The following is a 21,252-nucleotide window of genomic DNA, read 5'->3' as shown; positions in this document are numbered from 1 at the left end:
ATTTCCTCTGATGGATGAAATTGTCGCAGCGGCGGCGGCGCTCCCTGTAGAGGCGCGCGCGGGGTTCGGTTTTCTGCTGGGCGTTATCGTTGGCAGCTATCTCGCCACGCTCGCGATCCGCTGGCCGGCGGGGCGCGGGGCGACAAGGGGGCGTTCGCATTGCGATGCCTGCCGCGCGCCACTCGCCCCGCGAGACCTTGTCCCTCTCCTCAGTTTCCTGGCCAATCGCGGACGCTGCCGGCAGTGCGGCGGCGATATCGACCGGGCGCACCCGGTTGCGGAACTGGCCGCGGGACTGGTCGGTGCGCTGGCCTTTATTTTCCATCCCGGGCTTGTCGGGTTGGGTGGCGCGATTTTCGGATGGGGATTGGTAGCGCTTGCAATACTCGACATCCGCCATTTCTGGCTGCCGGACAGGCTCACCATGCCGCTCGTGGCATTCGGCTTCGTTTTTTCCTGGCTGACGGAGCGGCCAGCGCCGGCCGACAGCCTGGTCGGCGCGACCGCGGGGTTCTTCACGCTGTTCCTGATTGGCCAGGCCTATCGGATGATCCGCGGGCGCGAGGGGCTGGGCGGCGGCGATTCGAAACTGCTCGCGGCAATCGGCGCCTGGCTCGGCTGGACGATGCTGCCTTTCGTGCTGCTGCTCGCGAGCGTGACGGGGCTGCTCGCGATTATTTCTTCGCGGGCCCGCGGCGAGCCCGTGACCGCTACCGACAGGTTTCCCTTTGGTGCTTTCCTTGCCGTTGCGGCATGGCCGCTCTGGCTGGCGCGCGACGCGATTTCGGCAATTTTTCCGGGGCTTTGAGTCGCTCTCAGAGTCGCACATGTCACCGAATTGTCATAAAAGCCGTCATCGGGGTGTAACACTGTGCGCCTAGCGGGCGTGTTTCGGGGAACTATTCATGCGCCTATCGCTCGATGCCCGTGCCCAGCGACTGCTGAGACGGCTACCGCGTACAAACTGGATTTCCGCGCTGGAGCTGCTGCTGCTGGCGGTGCTTGCCGTCCAGTGCGCGCGGCTGTTCTGGGCGGTGGCGACGCCGGTTGGCCCGGTCGGCGAGTGGCGCAGCGATGGTGGAATGCCCGCTCTGGGCGCGCCCGATATGGCATTGTTCGAAAGCTTCGACCCGTTTTTCCGCCTTGAGGGCGATGGCCGGATCGTCGTCACCGATCTCGATCTCAAACTCTATGGCGTGCGGCAGGACCAGGCGAGCGGACGCGGATCGGCGATTATCGCTCTGGCCGGCGGCCAGCAGGACAGCTTCACCGTCGGCGACGAGATCATGCCGGGTGTCGTGCTGGAAGCGGTCGATTTCGATTTTGTGACGATTTCCCGGGGCGGCGCCAGCGAACAGATTTTCCTCGATCAATCGACGTCACCGTCCGCGCCGCCCGCGCAACAGGCCGCCGCATCACCTGCTGCCAGTCGGCCGGCCGCATCCGCCCCGTCGCCCGCCGCGCAAGCGGCGCGGCGACCGTCGGGCGGCCGTGCGGTCACGCCGTCCCAGCTTGCCGGCGGCACGCAGATTTCGCCGCGCCGCGAAGGTAATCGCGTCACCGGCATCATTCTCCAGCCGAGCGGCGAAGATGCGGCGGCGATGCGCGCCGCCGGTTTCGAGCCCGGCGACATCATCACCTCGATCAACGGCGAGCGGGTTCAGGATATGGGGCAGGCCGTCACCTTTGCCAGCCAGTTGGGGCAGGGGGACGGCTTCGTCCAAGTCGAACGCAATGGCGAAACCGTTTCGTTTCGCGCAAGGGTAAGCGAATGAAGAAAATCTATTCCGTTATGGCCCTCTTGGCCCTGATCGCCGCACCCTTGGCGCCGGTCAGCGCGCAACATGTGCTGAACCTGCGCAACGCCGATGTCCGCGCCTTTATCCAGGATGCGTCGCGGGTCACCGGACGGACGTTCGTGATCGATCCCGCCGTCAGCGGTACAGTGACGGTGGTGACGGACCGGCCGCTTTCGCGCTCCGAATATTTCGAAGTGTTCCTCTCCACGCTGCGCGCCAACGGTCTCGTCGCCGTGCCGACCGCGGGCGGCGCCCTGCGTATCCAACCGACCGCCAACGCCGCCGCGCAGCCGACAGCGGTCGGATCGGCGCGCGCCTCCAACAACGCTTTCGTCACGGAGATATTCCGGCTGCGCAATATCCCCTCCACGAGCGCGGTCGAAACATTGCGTCCGCTCGTCAGCCAGGAGGGCTCGATCACCGCCAACACCGCGGGCAACTCGCTCGTCATCGCCGATTTCGCCGACAATGTCCGGCGGATGCGCGAAGTGATCTCGCGGGTCGATATCGACAATTCCAACAGCGAGGTTATCTCGCTTTCCAATGCCGGCGCGCGCGAAATCGCGGCTTCGCTGCAGGCGCTGGTGACCGGAGGCGAAGGTCCGGCGCCCGCTGCCGTGGTGCCGGTCGACAGTTCCAATTCGTTGCTGCTGCGCGGTGACCCGGCCACCGTTTCCCGGCTTGCCGCACTCGCCCGCGAACTCGATGCGCGCGCCGCCAGCGGTACCGAGATTCGCGTGATCTTTCTGGAATTCGCCGATGCCGCGCAGATCCTGCCGGTGCTCGAACGGGTGACCGGGCAGGCGTCCAGCGTATCGGGCGCAACGTCCAGCGGGGCACCCGCACCTGCAGCCGCGGCCGCTCCGGCTTCGGGTGGCGGCGATGCCGCATCGATCGGCGGACGTCCCGGCCAGCAGGTCATCGTCACCGGCTATGAAGGTGCCAACGCGATCATCATCTCGGCGCCGCCCGAAATGCAGCGGACCTTGGGCGAGCTCGTCCGCCAGCTCGATACGCGGCGCGATCAGGTGCTGGTCGAGGCGATCATCGTCGAGATTTCGGACCAGGCGGCGCGCGAGCTCGGCGTCCAGTTCCTGTTCGGCGGAGAGGACGCGCCGTTCGCCGTTACCAACTATTCCAATGTCAGTCCCCGCATCCTCGATCTTGCCGGTGGCGTACTCGCCGACGAACTCGATCAGACGACTACGGTCATCAACGGGAATGTCGTTACGACCACCAACAATTCGGGGGTTGGCGATCTGCTGCGCGAAAATGCGGCGCGCTCGATCCTCGGCGCCCGCGGCGGCTTTCTCGGCTTCGCGTCCGAAATCGGGTCCGACCTGATCTTCGGAGCCATCCTCAACGCGGTGCAGGAGGATACCGATTCCAACGTGCTTTCGACCCCGTCGATCACCACGCTCGACAATCAGGAAGCCCATATCCTGGTCGGCCAGGAAATCCCGATCTCGACCGGCGAAGCGTTATCCAGCAATTTCGACAACGCCTTCCGGACGATCCAGCGGGAAAATGTCGGCATCGAGCTGGAGGTCCGGCCGCAGATCAACGCCGGCGGGGCGATCCGGCTCGATATCCGGCAGGAAGTGAGCTCGATTGCCGGGCCAGTGTCGGACGATTTCAACGAGCTGATCATCAACAAGCGCGAGATCCAGACGACGGTCAGCGTCAATGACGGTGAAATCATCGCGCTTGGCGGCCTGCTCGACGACAATGAGAGGCGCACAATCCAGCGCATCCCCATCCTCGGCGATATCCCGATCATCGGCGAGCTGTTCCGCTCGCGTGGGCGCTCCCGGGTCAAGACCAACCTTGTCGTCTTTATCCGGCCGACGATCCTGAGCACGGCGGAGGACCGGCGCGAAGTGATGGAGCGGCGCTACGGCTATGTCCGCGCGCAGCAATATCTCGCCAATCCCGATCGTGAGCCGCCGATCGACACCTTGGTGCGCCAATATCTCGGTATGACGCCGCCGGGCCGACCGCCCGTAGTCCCACCGCCTATCGATCCCCAAATCATCCTGCCCGAAGTCAGCACTAGCAGCACGACGGTGCGCACCGTGCCGGTGCCGCAGCCCGAGGAGGAGTGAGATGACGACGGTCAGGCGCGGCGACGAGATAGGCGGTACGGACACGCCTGCCGAAGCGGCGGCCGCGATCGCAGCCGGGGACGCCGAACCGGTGTCGGGCCTCTCCGTCAACATCCCCTATGGCTTCGCGCGCAAATTCGGCGTTGCGCTGCTCGAAGGCGAGGAGAGCGACGCGCGCTTTCGGGTGGCGCTGCGCGAAGGTGACGATCCGCGCGCGCTGCTTGAGGTTCGCCGCTTCCTCTCCCGTCCGTTCGATGTCGAGATGGTGGCGCCCGCGCAGTTCGATACGCTGCTTTCCGAACGCTATGCGATCGACGGCCGTATCGCTGCCGACGCAGCAAGCGGGCTCGGCGATCTCGATACGTTGGCGAGCGATATCCCAACCGCCGAGGATTTGCTCGACAGCGCCGACGATGCGCCGACGATCCGCCTAATCAACGGCATCATCGCCGATGCCGCGCGGCAGGGCGTGTCGGACATTCACATCGAACCCTATGAAACCGGCCTTGTGGTGCGCATGCGGATGGACGGCGTGCTGCACGAAACCCTGCGTATGCCGCCGCATGTCGCTTCGACGATCGTGAGCCGTATCAAGGTGATGGCGCGGCTCGACATTGCCGAACGCCGGGTGCCGCAGGACGGGCGCATAGCGCTGACCCTGGGCGGAAAGATGCTCGATGTGCGCGTATCCACCCTGCCGAGCCGGGCAGGCGAACGCGTCGTGCTGCGCATTCTCGACAAGGACAATGCCGGTTTCGGGTTGGAAGAACTCGGCATGCCTGAGCGGGTCGACACCGTATTCCGCAGTGCGATGGGCGAGCCCAACGGTATCATCCTCGTTACCGGACCGACCGGATCGGGCAAGACGACGACGCTTTACGGCGGGCTGCGGCTGCTCAACGACGGTACCCGCAACATCCTCACGGTCGAGGACCCGGTCGAATATGCGATCGACGGCGTCGGCCAGACCCAGGTCAACCCGAAAGTCGGGCTGACCTTTGCAAGCGGCCTGCGCGCGATCCTGCGGCAGGATCCGGACGTTGTCATGGTCGGTGAAATCCGCGACCGGGAAACCGCCGAGATCGCCGTGCAGGCCTCGCTCACCGGCCATCTCGTGCTGTCCACGGTCCATACCAATGACGCGGTCGGCGCGATCACGCGGATGCGCGATATGAAGATCGAACCGTTCCTGCTGGCGTCCACCTTGCGGGCCGTGGTCGCCCAGCGCCTCGTGCGCAAACTGTGCGAGAATTGCCGCGCGCCTGTCCAGGCATCGAGCGCGGTTGCGGCGCTGCTCGGCTTCGACACGGGAACGCCGATCTACGAAGCGCGCGGCTGCCCCGAATGCAACAATACCGGCTATAAGGGTCGGATCGGCGTGTTCGAAATCATCCGTATCGATGACGATATCCGCCGGATGATCAATGCCGGCGGCGACGAATCGCAGATCGCCCGACACGCTTTCCTTCACGCGCCCAATCTTGGCTCCGCCGCGCGGTCGCTGGTGCGCGAGGGCATGACATCGGCCGAGGAAGCGGTGCGGGTGTCGCGGGCGGAGGAGCCCGAACCGGTCGATGCCTAGCTTCGATTATCTCGCCATCGATCCGGCGGGCCGCGAAAAGCGCGGTACGGTCGACGGCGAGTCTCTCGCCGATGCACGGCAGCGGCTCGATGCGCGGCGACTTTACGTCGTGCAGATTGCGCAAGGCACGGGCGCGAGGCCCCGGGCCGCGGCGAACGATACGACGCCGCTGCTCAGCCGTTCGATTGAGTTGCGCAAGCACCTCTCGGCCAAGGAACTGACGCTCTTCACGCGTCAGCTGGCGACGCTGGTCGATGTCAGCCCGCTTGAGGAGGCGCTGCGCACTATTGCCCTGCAGGCTGAAAAGCCGAGCGTGCGCCGCGTGCTCGATGCGATTCACAGCGGCGTCACCGAGGGTCAGCGGCTCTCCCGCGCGATGGAACGCGAAAAGAAAAGCTTCCCGCCGCTCTATCGCGCAATGATCGCGGCCGGCGAAAGTTCGGGCGCGCTGCCCACCATCCTCACTCGGCTCGCGGACCTGCAGGAGCGCCAGGCCGAGGTGCGAGGCAAGGTGCTGACGGCGCTCGCCTATCCGATCATGCTGACCTTCGTCGCCATCGCCGTGGTCTTCGCGCTGATGATTTTCGTGGTGCCGCAGGTGGTCGACCAGTTCGACAGTGTCGGGCAGGAATTGCCGCTGCTGACGCGGATCGTGATCGGGCTTTCGAGCTTTCTTGCAAACTGGTGGTGGGCGATCCTGATCGTGTTGGCGCTTGCCGGGTTCGGCCTGTGGCGCGCATTGCAGAATGACGATTTCCGGCTGCGTTTCGATCGACGCGTGCTGCGCCTTCCGATTCTCGGACGTTTGATCCGCGATCTCCACGCCGCGCGCATGGCGCGGACCCTGGCCACGATGATCGGCGCACGCCTGCCGGTTCTCGAAGGCCTGACCCTCACTGCGCGGACAGTCCACAACCGCGCGCAGCAAAAGGCATCCGAAGAGATTGCCGAAGCGGTACGCCAGGGTGGCAGCCTGTCCGCTGCGATGCGCAAGTCTGACATCTTCCCGCCGCTGCTCGTCTATATGGCGTCGAGCGGTGAAGCCTCGGGCCAGCTCGATACCATGCTGGAACGGGCCGCCGACTATCTCGAGCGCGAGTTCGACGCCTTTACGCAGGCGACGCTGGCGCTGCTCGAACCGGCGATCATCATCGTCATGGGCGCAGTGGTGACCCTCATCATCCTCGCGATCCTGCTGCCCATTCTGCAGCTCAACACTTTGGCCATGTCCTAGGAAAGAATCATGTTGCTTGCCCGTCTCATCCGCCCCGCCTTCGACGAGGAGGGCTTCACCCTGACCGAACTCATGGTCGTGCTCGTCATTCTCGGCCTGCTGGCGACGATCGTAATCATCAACGTGCTGCCCGCCGCAGACCAGGCGAACAACACCAAGGCGCGCGCGGACATCGCGACCTTGGAATCGGCGCTCGAACAATATCGGCTCGACAATATGACCTATCCGCGCAGCGAACAGGGCCTGCAGGCGCTGATCGCGCCGCCCAGCGATCTCGCCCAGCCTCAACGTTATCGGCAGGGCGGCTATATCAGGCGACTGCCGAACGATCCCTGGGGCAACGCCTATATCTATGTGGCGCCGGGCACGCGGGGCGGCGGCCCCTTCGATATCATGACCTATGGCGCCGACGGCCAACCGGGCGGCGAAGCGGAAAATGCGGATATCGGCAACTGGCAATAGCAGCGGCCTTCACGCCATGAGGCGCGCCATGCGCGAGGCCGGTTTTACCCTGACCGAGCTGATGGTGGTGCTCGTCATCATCGGATTGCTCGCGTCTACCGTGGTGTTGACGATGCCCGATCCGCGCGGCCGGCTTGTCGACGAGGGCGAGGCTTTTGCCGCTCGCGCCCGGGCCGCGCAGGAAGCGGCGGTCGCCGAGATGCGCGATACGGCGCTATGGGTGTCGCCCGCGGGTTACGGTTTCGAACGGCATGACGGGGAACGCTGGGCTGCGATGGAGCGTCCGCCCTTTCAGGACCGGCAATGGCCGGAAGGAACCCAGGTGACTGTCGCGCAGCAGGACGGGGAGCGCACGCGCGCGATTTTCGATGCGACGGGACTGACCGATCCGCTGGACCTGACCCTGGCGCGCGACGGCCAGCAAATCGGCGTCACCATCGGCGCCGACGGAACGATCCGTGTCCAGGGATAGGTGCCACTCCAGAGAGGCGGGCTTCACCCTGCTCGAAATGCTCGTCGCGCTCGCGGTGTTCAGCATCGCTGCGCTGGCGCTGCTCAATCTCGAAACCGTGACAGTTGCCAACACCACCCAGATCGCCGACCGCACGATCGGCCAGATCGTCGCCCGCAATATTGCGGTCGAAGCGCTCACCGATCCACAGCCCCCGTCGATCGGCACGGAGACCGGTAGCGAAGTGAGCGGCGGGCGCAATTGGCAATGGGCCCGCGTCACCGATCAGTCGCCCGAATCGCGCATCCTGCAGATCGAAATCGCCGTCGCCGATGAAAACGGCGCGCAGGCGGCGGGCCTCACCGTGTTCCGGTTTGCCGCGCAATGAGGGGGAGGCAAAACTCCGAGCGCGGCTTCACTCTGACCGAGCTGATGGTGTCGCTGTTCATCTTCAGCCTGATTTCGGCGGCAGGTGTCGCGCTGCTCCGTTTCAGCGTGGATTCGCAGGCCGCTTCGGCCGACGCGCTTGCCGATATGGGCGCGATCCGGCGGATGAACGCGCAGCTGACCAGCGACCTCTCGCAGATCGCCCCGCGCCCCGCGCGCGACGAGGCGGGGGCGCGGCAGAATGCCTTTTTCGGCGGCGGCGGCGCGGACGGCGATTTGCTGATCAGCTTCGTGCGCCGCGGCTGGACCAATTATGACGGCGAGGCGCGCTCCTCGCTGCAAAAGGTCGATTACCGCCTGGTCGACGGTACGCTCGAACGCATTGCCTATCCCTATGTCGATGGCGCGGAAGCCCTGCCGCCGGCGCGGCTTGTCCAGGGTATCGAAAGCGTCGCGCTGCGTTACCGGAGCGAGGGCGACTGGCGCGAGCGTTGGGATCCGACGCTCGCGACCGAGCTTCCCGATGCTGTCGAGCTGACGGTCGTGATCCAGGGCCTCGGTCCGGTTCGCCAACTCTTCCAGACGGGAACGGTGCTGTGAGGCCGGGCAAGCCCTCCGAGGAAGGCGCGGCTCTGCTTGCGGTGCTGCTTGTCGTCGCGGTGATGTCGACTCTGGCCGCGGCCTCGCTCGAACGGCTGCAATTCGCGACCCGGCTTGCCGGGAATATTTCCGCGCTCGATCAGGCGCGCGCCTATTCGACCGGCGCGGAATCTTTGGCCGTTGTCCGCATCAACGATTTGCTCGCGCGGTCGCCGGGCAAGACGACGCTCGAAGGCGATTGGCAGGGGGAGGAAACCCTGCTTCCGCTTCCCGACGGCGGCGTGGCGCGTGCGCGGGTCTGGGACGGCGGCAACTGTTTCAACGTCAACAGTCTGGGGCAGGGCAATGACCCCGCCGCGCTGACCACCGATCAGGTCGCGGTCATCCAGTTTACCGCGCTGATGACCGCGCTCGAAATCCCGCCGGGAGACGCCGAGCGTATCGCCTGGTCGGCCGCCGACTGGATCGATGCCGATAGCAGCCCGGCGCGCCAGGGCAGCGAGGACCGCAATTATAGCGGCGCGGACCAACCCTATCGGACCGGCAACACCGTTTTTGCCGAAGTCAGCGAGCTGCGCGCGGTTGCCGGGGTCACGCCCGCCTATTATGAGCGGATGCGCCCTTGGCTCTGCGCCCTCCCGACGACCGAATTGTCGCCGATCAACGTCAACACCCTGCTTCCGGAACAGGCTCCGCTCGTCGCCATGCTGCTGCCCAACACCCTGAATATCGCCGGCGCCGGCCAGGCGATCGCCGCGCGTCCGGCGACGGGCTGGAATTCGGTCGCCGATTTCTGGAACCAGCCGGCGCTGGCCGGACAGGAACCGCTGGCCGAGGTGATCGGCCAACCGCAGATCCGTTCGCGCTATTTCCGGCTCGAACTCGAAGTCGCGCTGGGCGAGGTCGAACTCGCGCAATCCGCGCTGATCGACGCCAGCCTTGCACCCGCTCGGGTCGTGTCGCGGCGCTGGGGAGCGGACGAATGAGCGAGCGCGGATTCCTGATCGTCTATCTCGGTGCCGAGCCGGGCTGGCTACGCATTGCCGATGGCCGGATCGTTATCCGCCAATCGGGACATGAACGACTGCCGATACCGGGCGAAGATGAGGGCGAGGCCGTCGTGCTCGTTGTGCCGGGTAGCGATGTTGCGATCCATTGGGCCGCGATACCCGGCTCGCTCGCACCGCCGCAGGCGCTTGCAGCGGCCCGGATCATGGCGGGCGAGGTCAGCGCGGAACCCACCGACATGGTGCATGTCGCCTACGGCCCTGAGGCGGACGAAGATGGCGAACGCCCGCTCGCAATCGTCGCGCGCGGAACGATCGATGGCTGGCTCGCCGAAGCGGCCGCGCTTGGGCTCGATCCCGATATCGTCGTGCCCGAACCGATGCTGCTCGCGCCGCCCGAAGATGGCGTGCGCCTGTTCAAGCGTGCAGGATTCGACAATGTCCGCGGGCCAAAGCGCGCCTTTGCGGCGGAGCCGGAAATCGCGGCGCTACTCGTTGGCGACGAGCGGGTCGAGAGCATCGATGCCGCCGCGTTCGATAACGATCTCGGCGCGGTGCTTGACGGCGGCACCCTGAATTTGCGGCAAGGCAGCTATGCGAAGCGGCGGCGCTGGAAGCTCGAGGCCGGGCTGGTGAAACGGCTCGCGCTGATCGGTGCGGCGATCCTGCTCGTCACCCTGCTGATCCAGCTGACGATGATCGCGCGCTACAGCTTCGCCGCCGATGGGCTGGAGCGCGAAGCGGTGGCGCGGGCGCGCGATGCGATCCCCGGTAATGTCGAGATCGTCGATCCCGAGGCGCAACTGCGCGAACGGCTGTACCAGGCGGGCGGCGGCCCCGGCTATGGCGAGATCGCCAGCGCCGCCTTCGCGGCGATCCGCGATACGGCCGGCGTCGAACTGCAGTCGATGATCTATGCGCAGGATGGCAGCTTGCAGATTGTTGCCGCGGCTCCCGGCCAACCCGAGCTGACGGCGTTGCAGCAGCGCATGGCGCAGGCCGGGCTCGTCGTGACGCCCGGCGCGGTGCGCGATGGCGGCGGACGGCAGATCGGCGATTTTACGGTGAGGGCGCCATGAGCGAACGGTTCCAGCGATGGTGGTCGACGCGCACCCAGCGCGAGCGCTGGCTGTTTCTCGGCGCGGCGGGCCTTTTCGCAATCGTGCTGGCATGGCTGGCGATCGTGCGTCCGCTCGGCATGGCGCTGGATTCGGTGAAGGCGCGGCACGACATGGCAGTCATTGCGCTGGGGCGGGTGGATAACCGTCTCGACCAGATCGAGGCGGCGCGGACAAATCCCGTTACCGCGCCCGAAGGCCGCATCGTCGATATCGTTCTCGCCGAAGCGGTGCGTACCGGCTTCAACACGGCCGAGACCGAGCCTGTCGGCACTGACGGCGTGCGCGTCATCATCGGCGCGGTTCGGCCCCAGACTTTTTTCGCCTGGGTGGCAGGCCTTGAAGGCCGGATGGGGCTCTCGGTCGACGCGCTGACGGTACGGCCCAATTCGGACGAAACCCTATCGGTGGATGTTACCTTCCGGCGTGGGGGGCAGGGCTGATGCGCATGCCGATGGGCCGCCGGGTCTTCTTCCTGATCATTTTCCTGATCGCGCTTCTCGTGTCGATCCCGATGCGGTTCGGGCTCGGCTTTCTCGGTTTCGACGATCAGGGACTGACGGCGCGTGAGGCGCGGGGCAGCATCTGGAGCGGGCTGCTGCTCGACGCGCGCTATGGCGATGCGGGGCTCGGCCATCTTGATGCCGGGCTCGGCTTTTTCCCGCTATTCGCCGGACGGGCGCGCGTTTCGATCGAAAGTCATCTCGTAGCCGGACAGGATATGCAGGGGCTCCGCGCCGCGTTGACGATCGCGGGAAGCGAAGCGGGGCTCGACGATGCGACCGTTTCCGTGGCGGCGGGCCAGCTGCTTGCGCCGCTACCCGTGTCGCTGCTGAATCTGGAGGATGTCAGCGTCCATTTCGCGAACGGGCTTTGCCAGGACGCGTCGGGCCTGGTCCGCGCGGAACTGGGTGGGTCCATGGGCGATGTGATCGCGGCACGGACCCTGGTGGGCAATGCGCAATGCGCCGAAGATGCGCTGCTGCTGCCGCTGGCCAGCGACGGCGGGATGGAGCGGCTCGACGTCCGGATCGGCGCCGACGGCAACTATGTCGCCGACCTTTCGGTCCGCGCCGAGGATGATTCCGCGCGCGAACGACTGACACGGGCGGGCTTTCAGCCCGGCCCCAACGGCTATGCGATGCGGGTCCAGGGTTCCTTCTGAGCGAAGGCCGCGACCATGCCGGCCGCGATCGACAAGGCAATTTCGGCCGGGCCCATCGCGCCGATCGGCAGCCCTGCGGGAGCGTCCATCCTGGCAAGGTTTTCTTCTGAAATCCCGGCCTCGCGCAACCGTTTGATCCGTGCGGCATGGCTCTTTTGCGAACCGAGGGCCGCAATATAAGCGGCAGGCGTTGCCAGCGCGGCGATCAGCCCGGCATCGTCGATCTTGGGATCGTGGCTTAGCGTGACAATGGCCGCCGCGCTGTCGATTTTGTGCGCAGCAATCGCCTCGTCCGGCCAGCGGTCGTCGAGCGGCGTGTCGGGAAAGCGCTCGGCGGTCAGGAAGCGCGCGCGTGGATCGATCACGGTCGGTGCGACATCGATTTCGCGCGCGATCCGGGCGAGATGCTGCGCGATCTGGACGGCGCCGACGATCAGCAGGCGGCGCGGCGGGGTGTAGATATTATCCCAATCCTCTTCACGGGCGCCGGGGTGCGTCAGTCCCGTTTGGAGGTTGGTCGACAGTGACAGCGATTGTCCAGCGGTCCGGGCTTCGGCGATCCGGTCGAACAGCATCGGCGCGAAGCCATCGTCGCCCACGGGCTGCACCAAAATCGCGATCTTGCCGCCGCAGGGAAGGCCCACGTCCCATGCGCTTTCGTCGGCGACGCCAAAGGTCAGCTGCCGAAACCTGCCATCAGCAATCACCTCGGCGGCTGCCTGCAACACCTCGCCCTCGACGCAGCCACCCGATACCGATCCCGCGAAACGGCCATCCTCGTGAATGAGCATATGGCTTCCGCGCGGACGGGGCGCCGATCCCCAAGTGCTGAGCACAGTTGCCAGCGCCGTCTTCGCGCCGCGCCATTCGGCGGCGCGTGCCAGCAACCGGTCGAGATCTCCGTTCATGCCGTCCTTTGGCCCGTTCGGCGGCGAAAGCGCAAGCCGGTTGCGCGGCCTCGCAAGCCTGTGCCAGAGCATGAAAGAAAAGGAGTTTGGGATGACGGAACGCGTGACCATCGCCATCGGCGAGGATGGCGTCGCCGATGTGCGGCTCAATCGGGCGGACAAGATGAATGCGCTCGATCCGGCAATGTTCGACGGAATCATCGACGCGATCGACCGGCTGAACGGAGAAAGCGGCCTGCGGGTTGTCGTACTGTCGGGCGAGGGCAAGGCCTTTTGCGCCGGTCTCGACATGGCGAGCTTCGCCGGGATGGCGCAGCAGTCGGAAGCCGGTACGGCCTCCGGTTCGAACCACCTCGAGGGCCGTACCCATGGCGATGCCAATCGTTTCCAGCAGGTCGCCTGGGGCTGGCACACCTTGCCGGTGCCGGTGATCGCGGCCGTGCACGGCGTGGCCTTTGGCGGCGGGTTTCAGATCGCTTGCGGAGCCGATATCCGGATCACCGCACCGGACACGCGCCATGCGATCATGGAGATGAAATGGGGGCTGGTGCCGGATATGGCAGGCATCGCCATCGTCCGTTCGCTCGCGCGCGACGATGTGGTGCGGGAGCTCACCTTTACGCACCGAGAATTCGATGGAAATGCGGCGCTGGAATTCGGCTTCGCAACGCATGTCTCCGCAACGCCGCTCGAAGACGCGATGGCGATGGCGCGAGAAATTGCGACGAAGAGCCCGGACGCCGTTCGCGGCGCGAAGCGCCTGCTGAACATGTCGCGCGATTTCGGCGCGGCGGAGATTTTGCTCGAAGAATCGCGCGAACAGGGCGCGGTAATCGGCAAGCCCAACCAGATCGAGGCGGTGATGGCCGGCATGCAGAAGCGCGCGGGCAATTTCACCGATGCCGCCCGATGAAGGTCGCGGCGCTCAAGAAACCCGGCGGGCTCGACAATATCGCAATTCTCGAACGCGACCGGCCGGAACCGGGGCCGGGCGAACTGCTGGTGAAACTCGCGGCGAGCTCGCTCAACTATCATGATTTCGTCGTAGCGCTGGGCGGGATTCCGACCGGTGACGGGCGTATCCTGATGTCCGACGGCGCGGGCGAAGTTGTCGAGCTGGGCGAGGGCGTTTCGGGCTGGAAGCCCGGCGATACGGCGCTTTCGGCCTTTTTCCCCAACTGGCAGGACGGCGAGGGAACGACCGAAAGGCGGGCTGGTGTGCCCGGCGATCATGCCGACGGTTTCGCGGCGGAATATGTCGCGATGCCCGCGAACGCGTTTACCCGCGCACCCAAGGGCTACAGCATGGCCGAGGCGGCGACCCTCCCTTGCGCCGCGCTGACAGCCTGGCGTGCGCTGTTCGCGGTGACGACGACCAAGCCCGGCGATATCGTGCTGGTGCAGGGATCGGGCGGCGTCTCGATCTTCGCGCTGCAATTTGCCAAGGCGGCCGGCGCGACGGTGATCGCGACCTCGTCATCGGGTGAAAAGCTGGACCGACTCGAGGATCTCGGCGCCGATCACCTGATCAACTACAAGGAAACTCCCGAATGGGGGAAGGCGGCGCTCCAATGGACCGGCGGGCGCGGCGTTGACACGGTGGTCGAGGTCGGTGGGCCGGGCACGCTCGAACAGTCGATCCAGGCCGCGCGCAGCGGCGGGCATATCGGCCTGATCGGGGTATTGACCGGCACGAGCGGCGAGGTGCCGACCGCGCTCTTCATGATGAAGAATCTCGTGCTGACCGGTATCACCGTCGGCAGCCAGGCCGACCAGCGCGACATGATCGAGGCGATCGAGGCAAATGGTATCAAGCCGGTGATCGACAGCCATTATCCGCTGGAAAAACTCGCCGAGGCCTTCGCGCATCAGGCCTCGCAACGGCATTTCGGGAAAATCGTTCTCGATATTCCGGGCTGACGGCGCCTATTGCAGCGTTTCGAGATAGGCGATCAGATCGGCGCGGCCCTGCGGGTCGCGGACGCCGATAAAGCTCATCCGGGTACCGGGTATCGTCTGCATCGGCCGTTCGATGAACCGGTCGAGTTCCTCCGCCGTCCAGGTGATGCCGCTGTCGCGCATCGCGGGCGAATAGCTGAAACTGGCGTCCGCGCCCGCCGCCCGGCCGAAGACCCCGTGCAGCGAGGGACCAAGGCCGTTGCGTCCGGGCTCGACAGAGTGGCAAGCCATGCACTGCGCGAAAAGCCGTTCGCCCGCAGCCGCGCTGCCCGCTTCTTCACCGCCTTCAGGGGCGGTTTCCGGTGGCCCGCCGCTCGTTTCGGTCACCGTCGTTTCGTCATTGCCGCTGTCGCCGGACCCGCAGGCGGATAGCGCGCTCAGGGTAAACGCAGCGATGACTATTCTGTTCGGTGTTTTCACGGATCGTTCCCCTCGGCAGATTTCGCGCGCGCTTTGCGGCATTTTCCTCGCGCGCGTCAATCGCCTAGCCGCTGTTGCGCAGCGCCGTCGCAATCGCATTGATCGAGAGCTGGATGCCCTCGGCGATCCGCTCGTCGGTTTCGCCGGCGCGGTGCCGTTTCAGCAGCTCGATCTGGAGCAGGTTGAGCGGTTCGATATAGGGGAGGCGCAGCCGGATCGAGGTGTCGAGTTTCGGCGATTTTTCCAGCAGCCGCGTCTGGCGGGTCGCGTAAAGCAGCGAATCGTGGGTCAGGCTCCATCCTTCGCGGATTTGCGCGAAGATCGCCTCGCCCTTTTCCTTGTCCTCGACGAGCCCGGCATAGCGCTGGGCGATGCCCATGTCGGATTTGGCGAGCACCATTTCCATATTGCCGAGCGTCGATTGCAGGAACGGCCATGCTGCAGCCATTTCGCGCAGCAATCCCTTGTCCTCGAATGCCGACAGCGCGTGGCCGACGCCGTACCATCCGGGCAGCATGACCCGCGCCTGGCTCCAGGAGAAAACCCAGGGGATGGCGCGCAGATCCTCGATCTTGCCGGATTTCTTGCGGCTCGCCGGGCGTGAGCCGATCTTCAGATTGGCGATCTCCGCGATCGGTGTCATCTGGCGGAAAACGCCGGCAAAGTCGGGCGTGTCATAGACGAGCGCGCGATAGGCGCGGAACGCATCGCCCGAGAGCGTGTCCATCGCTTCGGAAAAGCGCTCGCGGTCCTTGGCCGAAAGCTGCTCGGGCTCCAGCGTGGCAAGGATCGTGGCGGCCGCCATCGCTTCCAGGTTGGAGCGCGCGCCTTCGGGCGTGCCATATTTGGCGGCGATCACCTCGCCCTGTTCGGTGATCCGGATGCGGCCGTTGACGGTGCCTGCGGGTTGACCCCGGATCGCCTCGAAGGCCGAACCGCCGCCGCGGCCGACCGATCCGCCGCGGCCGTGGAACAGCTGCATCTTGATCCCGTTATCGGCGAAGACGGGCGCCAGCGCTTCGCTCGCCCGGCTTAGCATCCAGCTCGATGTCAGATAGCCGCCATCCTTGTTGGAATCGGAATAGCCGATCATCACTTCCTGATGCCCGCGCGCCTTCACCAGTGCAGCGATTTCGGGCAGCGCGAAATAATCGCGCATGATCCCCGGCGCGTTTTCGAGATCGCCGATCGTTTCGAACAGCGGCACCGCCATGATCGGCGCCTGCGGGATTTCCCCGGGGCGGTAGAGACCGGCTTCCTTCAGCATCAGCTGCACTTCGAGCATGTCCGAAACCGTTTCGGCCATCGAGATCACATAATTGGTGATGCATTGCGGGCCGTATTTGGCGTGCGCGTCGGCGGCGGCCTCGACGATCGCGAGTTCGCTCCGCGTTTCGTCGGAATAGTCGGCCCATTTCGTTCGCAGCGGCCGCGGCGAGGCAAGTTCGGTACGCAGCAGTTTCACTCGCGCCGCTTCGTCGAGCGCGAGATAATCGGCCTCGACGCCTGCCTTTTCGAGCAATTCGGCAACGACACGCTCATGAACGGCGCTGTTCTGCCGCATGTCGAGCGTAGCGAGGTGGAAGCCGAATGTGCGCACCGCGCGGATCAGCCGCCCAAGCGCGCCGCTCGACGCCAACGTCTCGCCACCGCGCGCGACGAGCGAGCGTGCCAGCGTGCGCAGGTCGGTCTGGAGGTCGTGCGGACTGGCATAGGCTGCTGCGGCAATCGCGGCCGGGCGGGCAGGGGGTTTGCCGGTCAGCTGGCAATGCGTTTCGGCGACCCGCGCGTAGATGCCGGCGATCGCGCGGCGATAGGGTTCGTCGGCGCGGCTCGGCGCTTCGTCCCCGCTCGCATCGGCGAGCGCGATGACGGCGGGTTCGATCTCCGAAACCTCGCTCGAAATGGAGAGTTCCGCGCCCAGTTCGTGGAGCATGTCGAGATAGTGGCCGAGCACGGTTTCAGCGGCCCGGCCGAGCGCAAGTTTGAGCTCCCTGGCCGTGACATAGGGATTGCCGTCGCGATCCCCGCCAATCCAGCTGCCAAGACGAACGAAACTAGCGGGGCGGTCGCCCAGCGCTTCTTCCCAGCGATTATAAAGGCCGGGCAGAACCGGCAGGAAGATCTCGCGCAGATAGGAGAGCGCGTTCTCGACCTCGTCTGCGACGAAGAGCCGCACGCGACGCAGCTGCCGAGTCTGCCAGAGCAGGGCGATCTGGCGGACGATCGAATCTTCGACATCGTCGCCCTCGAGCGTTTCGACTCGGCCGCGATCGCGCATCCGCATCAGCTCGGCGATCCGGTTGCGGTGATCGATCACGCTCTTGCGCCGAACCTCGGTGGGATGCGCTGTCAGCACGGGTACGATCAGCGCATCTTCAAGCATTGCCACCACGTCCTTGCTCGCAATTCCATGCTCCTTGAGCTCGGCGAGCGCTTCGGCGAGGCCGGTGTCGGTGGGGTTGAGCAGATCCTGCCGATCCTCGGCAAGGTTGGCGAGCATCGAAAACAGGCCGAAGCCGCGGACGAAAGACAGCGTTTCATCAAGGGTCAACGCGTCGATACCGGGATCGATGGCGTCGGATCCGGCTAGTCCCCGATGCCGGTCTACCGAGGCGGCACGGATATATTCGGTGCGGCGGAACAATGTATCGCCGCCATAGGCGCGGATCACATCGCCGAGCAGTTTTCCGAGAAAGCGGACGTCTTCGTTCTGCGATATCGGCGGTGGAGTAGGCATATGCTCATGTTGCATCGCAGCATGGGGCGGGTCAATCGCTATGTCGCGTCAACGCCTCCGCGATAAGCCTGCGCAAAGGCGGCAGCTGCGCCATACAGGCCGGGTTCGGGATGGGTAATGAGCTTTACAGGCAGCGCGCGCATCAGCGTTTCGTAGCGGCCCTTGGCGGCGAAGCGTTCGGCGAAACCCGATTGCGGCAGCAACGCGCGAAGCCGGTAGCCCAGCCCGCCGGCGATCACGACCGGGCCGGGGCCGTGGGAGAGCGCGATGTCTCCTGCGACCGCACCGAGCGACAGGCAGAAGCGGTCGAGCGCAGCCACAGCTAGGCTGTCGACACCTTCGAGCGCGGCCGTCCACAGCGCGCGGTCGTCCCCTCGCGGCATGGCGCGGTTTTCGATCTCGGCGAGCGTTTCGTAAATGGCGCGCAGGCCGGGCCCGGACACGATCCGCTCCACCGAAACCCGGCGGTGCTTTTCGCGCATCCGGGAGAGCAGCCGGTCCTCTATACCGTCGAGCGGGGCGAAATCGACATGCCCACCCTCGGTCGCGATAACGCGCTGGCCGCCGGGTTCGCGGAGCAGCGCGGCGACGCCAAGACCGGTGCCGGGGCCGACGACGCTGACGATGCCGGTGTCGGGCAGGGGAATGTCGGGCCCGCAAATCGTGGCGAAATGAGATTCGTCGACCGCGCCCACGGCATGGGCGATGGCGGCGAAATCGTTGAGCAAAACATGATGCTCGACGCCGAGTTCTTCGGCGAGCTTCGCAGGTCGCATCACCCAGGGGCTGTTGGTGAGCTTTATGACATCGCCACGGATCGGCGCGGCGATGGCGATAGCGGCTGCCCTGGGCAAATTTTCGCCGAGCGTTGCGCCGAACGCTTCCCAGGCGGTGGTCAGGCTCGCATGATCGCCGGTGCGCATCTTCACTGGTTCGCCGAGCGCGATGACGCGGCCTTGGTCGACCTCGGCCAGAGCGAAGCGCGCATGGGTTCCGCCGATATCGGCTGTCACGATCTGCATGGCGCCTGACTGTAGGCGCGATTGGGAACACCTCAAGGGTTTTGCGGATCAGGGCGCGCGCAAAACCCTAGCTACGCCGATCGCCAGGCAGCGCGTATCGGTTTCGGCGTGTAGTATCTCGGTGGCTCTCCAATCCGACCGGACAACGCTTTCCTTTTCGTAGCGATCCGGACCGATCGCGCCGCTGCCTTGGAGCAGGTACAGGAAATCGAGTCGGCCATCGTCGCAAAGCGTGGCCGTCGATCCCGCGGCGATATCGTAGAGCGCGACCGTCAGTCCGCGATGCGGGAAGACGCCGGCAAGCTTGCGGCGCACGCCGGTTTCCCCGGTATCAGACCAGGCCAGTGCCTCGGGTCTCATCACGACCGGTGTCTTATATGCGGGATCGGGATAGGCGAGCGGCTCACCGGTGATGTGCTGCCAGATTGCTTCATAGGCGTCCTGGTTCGTTCGGCCTTCGCCGTCTGTGCGCGAGAAGACGCCTTTTTCGAAACGGCCGAAGGCCTGCATTTCGATGCGCGCAGCCTTTAGCCTTTCGGCCCCGAAATAACCGAGCTTGCTGGCGCCCCCAAACTGGAGCAACAGTTCGATCCGGTCGCCGCCCCCTTCCTGCGGGCCGTAATGGGCGCCTTCCGGAAAATAGGCGGCCTCTCCTGCCGCGACGCCCAGCCCTTTGCCGATCGGTACGGTGCCGGTAAGGCAATAGCGGACCTGATCCCAGGGATGGCGGTGTCGCGGCGAGAAATAATCGTCCTTCTCGTCGGCGAGCACGAGCATGTAATTGTCGGGGCTGCCTTCTTCGCCCTCGAACAGCAGCTTGTGCGCCATGCCGCCCGATCGCTGGGCAGCGAGATTTTCGCCCCAGGGCATGCGCGCGGTGTGAATGATCTCGGCCATCGGGCTAGTTTCCCGCCGTGGCGGCGATCTCGCGCGCGGCGATCCGCCCGAAGGTCGCCGAGCGCAGTACCGAGGTGCCCGCTGGATATTCCTTGTAATAAAGTCCTGTGACTTCGCCCGCCGCATAGAGGCCGGGGATCGGTGTGCCGTCGGGCCGGACGACGCGGGCCCGGCTATCCGAGCGGAGGCCACCGAACGTGAAGGTGATCGCGCAGGTCAGCGGCCAGGCGAGGAAGGGGGCCTGTTCGACCGTTTGCGCCCAGTTCGATTTCGGCGGCGTAAGCGAAGGAGCGGCCTTGCCATCACGAATCGTCGGGTCGAACTCTCCCGGCTCGACGGCCTCGTTATATTCGGCGACGGTTGCTTCGAGCGCGGCGGGATCGAGGCCGAGTTTTTCCGCCAGTTCGGCAATGGTGTCTGCTTCGATAGGCGGCTGATCGGACAGGTTGATGCCTTCAACATTGGGGATGGCGAGAAACTGCTGGTCGGCGATCAGGAACGCCGTCTGGTTCTGGTTCTTCCAGATCTCGTAGCCGAGCAGCTCGAAAGTCGAATCGAAACTGTCCTGGCCCTCGTCGAAGAAGCGCTTGGCCTCGCCGTTGACGAGGATGCCGAAGGGGTAGGGGTAGACAACGGCATCGGGCTTGGACGAGCGCGTGTCGACGGGTTCGCCATGGAACATGTCGAACTGGCCGGCGGTGTCGGCGCCGAGCGCGGTCGCCATCCTCAGCCCGTCGCCGGTATTGTTGACCAACGTCGGGGCGATTACGTCGAGCTCTGCTCCGCGCGCGCCGAGATGTTCGGCGAGCATGGCCTTGTTTCCCTCGAAGCCGCCGCAGGCGATGACCACAGCGGGGGCGTTCAAGACATGTTCGGCGCGGTCGGGGTTGCGGACGACGACGCCGTCGACCCGGCCTTGCTCGTCCTGCGTCAGCCGCACCGCTTCGGTCTCATAAAGAATGTCGGCGCCTTCGGACGCTTCGAACCGGGCGGCGAGCCCGTCGACGATACCAGCGCCGCCCTGCGCCGGCATGCCGAGCCCGCCGCCGGTGTTGCGGTTGGCAAAGGGCTGTTTGAAGAAAATCAGCTCGACGCCATGCCCTTCGAGAAAATCGAGCGTGGCCCTGGCTTCTGCCTCCAGCATACGGCAATAGTCGAGATCGGCCTTGCCGCCCGATACTTCTTCCATCTTGCCGATAAAGGCCGGATCGAGCTGGCGGTCTTCGGTGATCCGGAACCAGCTGCTCGTCCAGCGCGTCGCACCTCCTCGGCCCTTCCTTGTTGCGCGTTCGAGCACGGCAATTTTCGCGTCGGGCCTCGCCTCGGCATAGGCGACCGCCGTCGACAGCCCGGCCGCGCCGCAGCCGATAACGATGAGATCGTATGTCTCGCTCAT

The 21,252-nt window shown here is 65.5% G+C and carries 21 protein-coding genes; 15 read left to right on the top strand and 6 right to left on the bottom strand.

Annotation, left to right across the window (positions count from 1 at the left end):
* Positions 1 to 10: 10 nt before the first annotated feature.
* The 13 genes from H6P80_RS10690 to gspN all read left to right on the top strand — a co-directional run bounded on the left by H6P80_RS10690 (position 11) and on the right by gspN (position 11,910).
* Positions 11 to 808, top strand: coding sequence for a prepilin peptidase (locus tag H6P80_RS10690; RefSeq protein ID WP_185801371.1), 798 nt, complete (start codon positions 11 to 13; stop codon positions 806 to 808).
* 97 nt (positions 809 to 905) lie between these two features.
* Positions 906 to 1,775, top strand: coding sequence for a type II secretion system protein N (locus H6P80_RS10685; protein WP_185801370.1), 870 nt, complete (start codon positions 906 to 908; stop codon positions 1,773 to 1,775).
* A 17-nt stretch (positions 1,776 to 1,792) separates the two neighbouring features.
* The gene (gene gspD, locus H6P80_RS10680) at positions 1,793 to 3,904 is read left to right on the top strand and encodes a type II secretion system secretin GspD (RefSeq protein ID WP_235973866.1); all 2,112 of its coding nucleotides are present in this window, start codon (positions 1,793 to 1,795) and stop codon (positions 3,902 to 3,904) included.
* A gap of 1 nt (position 3,905) precedes the next feature.
* The gene (locus H6P80_RS10675) at positions 3,906 to 5,486 is read left to right on the top strand and encodes a GspE/PulE family protein (RefSeq protein ID WP_185801368.1); all 1,581 of its coding nucleotides are present in this window, start codon (positions 3,906 to 3,908) and stop codon (positions 5,484 to 5,486) included.
* Positions 5,479 to 6,720 carry a type II secretion system inner membrane protein GspF gene (gene gspF / locus H6P80_RS10670; protein ID WP_185801367.1) on the top strand — a complete coding sequence of 414 codons (1,242 nt, stop codon included), beginning with the start codon at positions 5,479 to 5,481 and terminating at the stop codon, positions 6,718 to 6,720. The genes H6P80_RS10675 and gspF overlap by 8 nt, the downstream gene beginning before the upstream one ends.
* Positions 6,721 to 6,729: 9 nt before the next feature.
* A complete protein-coding gene (gspG, locus tag H6P80_RS10665; protein ID WP_185801366.1) occupies positions 6,730 to 7,182 on the top strand; it encodes a type II secretion system major pseudopilin GspG in 453 nt (150 codons plus the stop codon).
* Positions 7,183 to 7,210: 28 nt separating this feature from the next.
* Complete coding sequence (locus H6P80_RS10660; RefSeq protein ID WP_235973865.1) at positions 7,211 to 7,654, top strand: prepilin-type N-terminal cleavage/methylation domain-containing protein; 444 nt, start codon at positions 7,211 to 7,213, stop codon at positions 7,652 to 7,654.
* Positions 7,641 to 8,021 carry a type II secretion system minor pseudopilin GspI gene (gene gspI, locus H6P80_RS10655; RefSeq protein ID WP_328804991.1) on the top strand — a complete coding sequence of 127 codons (381 nt, stop codon included), beginning with the start codon at positions 7,641 to 7,643 and terminating at the stop codon, positions 8,019 to 8,021. Before H6P80_RS10660 ends, gspI begins: the two co-directional genes overlap by 14 nt.
* A complete protein-coding gene (gene gspJ, locus H6P80_RS10650) occupies positions 8,018 to 8,620 on the top strand; it encodes a type II secretion system minor pseudopilin GspJ (RefSeq protein WP_185801364.1) in 603 nt (200 codons plus the stop codon). The genes gspI and gspJ overlap by 4 nt, the downstream gene beginning before the upstream one ends.
* A complete protein-coding gene (gspK, locus tag H6P80_RS10645) occupies positions 8,617 to 9,606 on the top strand; it encodes a type II secretion system minor pseudopilin GspK (protein WP_185801363.1) in 990 nt (329 codons plus the stop codon). Before gspJ ends, gspK begins: the two co-directional genes overlap by 4 nt.
* Positions 9,603 to 10,706: a type II secretion system protein GspL gene (gene gspL / locus H6P80_RS10640; RefSeq protein WP_185801362.1), complete on the top strand. Its 1,104-nt coding sequence runs from the start codon at positions 9,603 to 9,605 to the stop codon at positions 10,704 to 10,706. The genes gspK and gspL overlap by 4 nt, the downstream gene beginning before the upstream one ends.
* A complete protein-coding gene (gene gspM, locus H6P80_RS10635) occupies positions 10,703 to 11,188 on the top strand; it encodes a type II secretion system protein GspM (RefSeq protein ID WP_185801361.1) in 486 nt (161 codons plus the stop codon). Before gspL ends, gspM begins: the two co-directional genes overlap by 4 nt.
* Positions 11,188 to 11,910, top strand: coding sequence for a type II secretion system protein N (gene gspN / locus H6P80_RS10630; protein WP_185801360.1), 723 nt, complete (start codon positions 11,188 to 11,190; stop codon positions 11,908 to 11,910). Before gspM ends, gspN begins: the two co-directional genes overlap by 1 nt.
* Here gspN and H6P80_RS10625 read toward each other — a convergent pair.
* Complete coding sequence (locus H6P80_RS10625; RefSeq protein WP_185801359.1) at positions 11,880 to 12,818, bottom strand: XdhC family protein; 939 nt, start codon at positions 12,816 to 12,818, stop codon at positions 11,880 to 11,882. The two genes, gspN and H6P80_RS10625, sit on opposite strands and share 31 nt — an antisense overlap.
* 91 nt (positions 12,819 to 12,909) lie before the next feature.
* Between H6P80_RS10625 and H6P80_RS10620 the strand changes: the two genes are divergently transcribed.
* The gene (locus H6P80_RS10620; protein WP_185801358.1) at positions 12,910 to 13,731 is read left to right on the top strand and encodes a crotonase/enoyl-CoA hydratase family protein; all 822 of its coding nucleotides are present in this window, start codon (positions 12,910 to 12,912) and stop codon (positions 13,729 to 13,731) included.
* Positions 13,728 to 14,738, top strand: coding sequence for a zinc-dependent alcohol dehydrogenase family protein (locus H6P80_RS10615; protein WP_185801357.1), 1,011 nt, complete (start codon positions 13,728 to 13,730; stop codon positions 14,736 to 14,738). The genes H6P80_RS10620 and H6P80_RS10615 overlap by 4 nt, the downstream gene beginning before the upstream one ends.
* Before the next feature lie 6 nt (positions 14,739 to 14,744).
* On the opposite strand, the gene H6P80_RS10610 is transcribed toward H6P80_RS10615, so the two are convergent.
* From H6P80_RS10610 to H6P80_RS10590, 5 genes are all read right to left on the bottom strand, one after another.
* Complete coding sequence (locus H6P80_RS10610) at positions 14,745 to 15,197, bottom strand: c-type cytochrome (RefSeq protein ID WP_328804990.1); 453 nt, start codon at positions 15,195 to 15,197, stop codon at positions 14,745 to 14,747.
* A gap of 64 nt (positions 15,198 to 15,261) precedes the next feature.
* Positions 15,262 to 17,937 carry a phosphoenolpyruvate carboxylase gene (ppc, locus tag H6P80_RS10605; RefSeq protein ID WP_185801355.1) on the bottom strand — a complete coding sequence of 892 codons (2,676 nt, stop codon included), beginning with the start codon at positions 17,935 to 17,937 and terminating at the stop codon, positions 15,262 to 15,264.
* 38 nt (positions 17,938 to 17,975) lie between these two features.
* Positions 17,976 to 18,959 carry a glucokinase gene (gene glk / locus H6P80_RS10600; protein ID WP_185801354.1) on the bottom strand — a complete coding sequence of 328 codons (984 nt, stop codon included), beginning with the start codon at positions 18,957 to 18,959 and terminating at the stop codon, positions 17,976 to 17,978.
* A gap of 48 nt (positions 18,960 to 19,007) precedes the next feature.
* Entirely contained in the window at positions 19,008 to 19,856 is an 849-nt protein-coding gene (locus H6P80_RS10595; RefSeq protein WP_185801353.1) for a cupin domain-containing protein, read from the bottom strand.
* A 4-nt stretch (positions 19,857 to 19,860) separates the two neighbouring features.
* Entirely contained in the window at positions 19,861 to 21,252 is a 1,392-nt protein-coding gene (locus H6P80_RS10590) for an FAD-dependent oxidoreductase (RefSeq protein ID WP_185801352.1), read from the bottom strand.

Source organism: Parasphingopyxis marina (assembly GCF_014237875.1).
In the GTDB taxonomy this organism is placed as follows: Bacteria; Pseudomonadota; Alphaproteobacteria; order Sphingomonadales; family Sphingomonadaceae; genus Parasphingopyxis; species Parasphingopyxis marina.
Note: the sequence above shows the minus strand (reverse complement) of the source record. Positions and strands in the feature narration are given on the sequence as shown.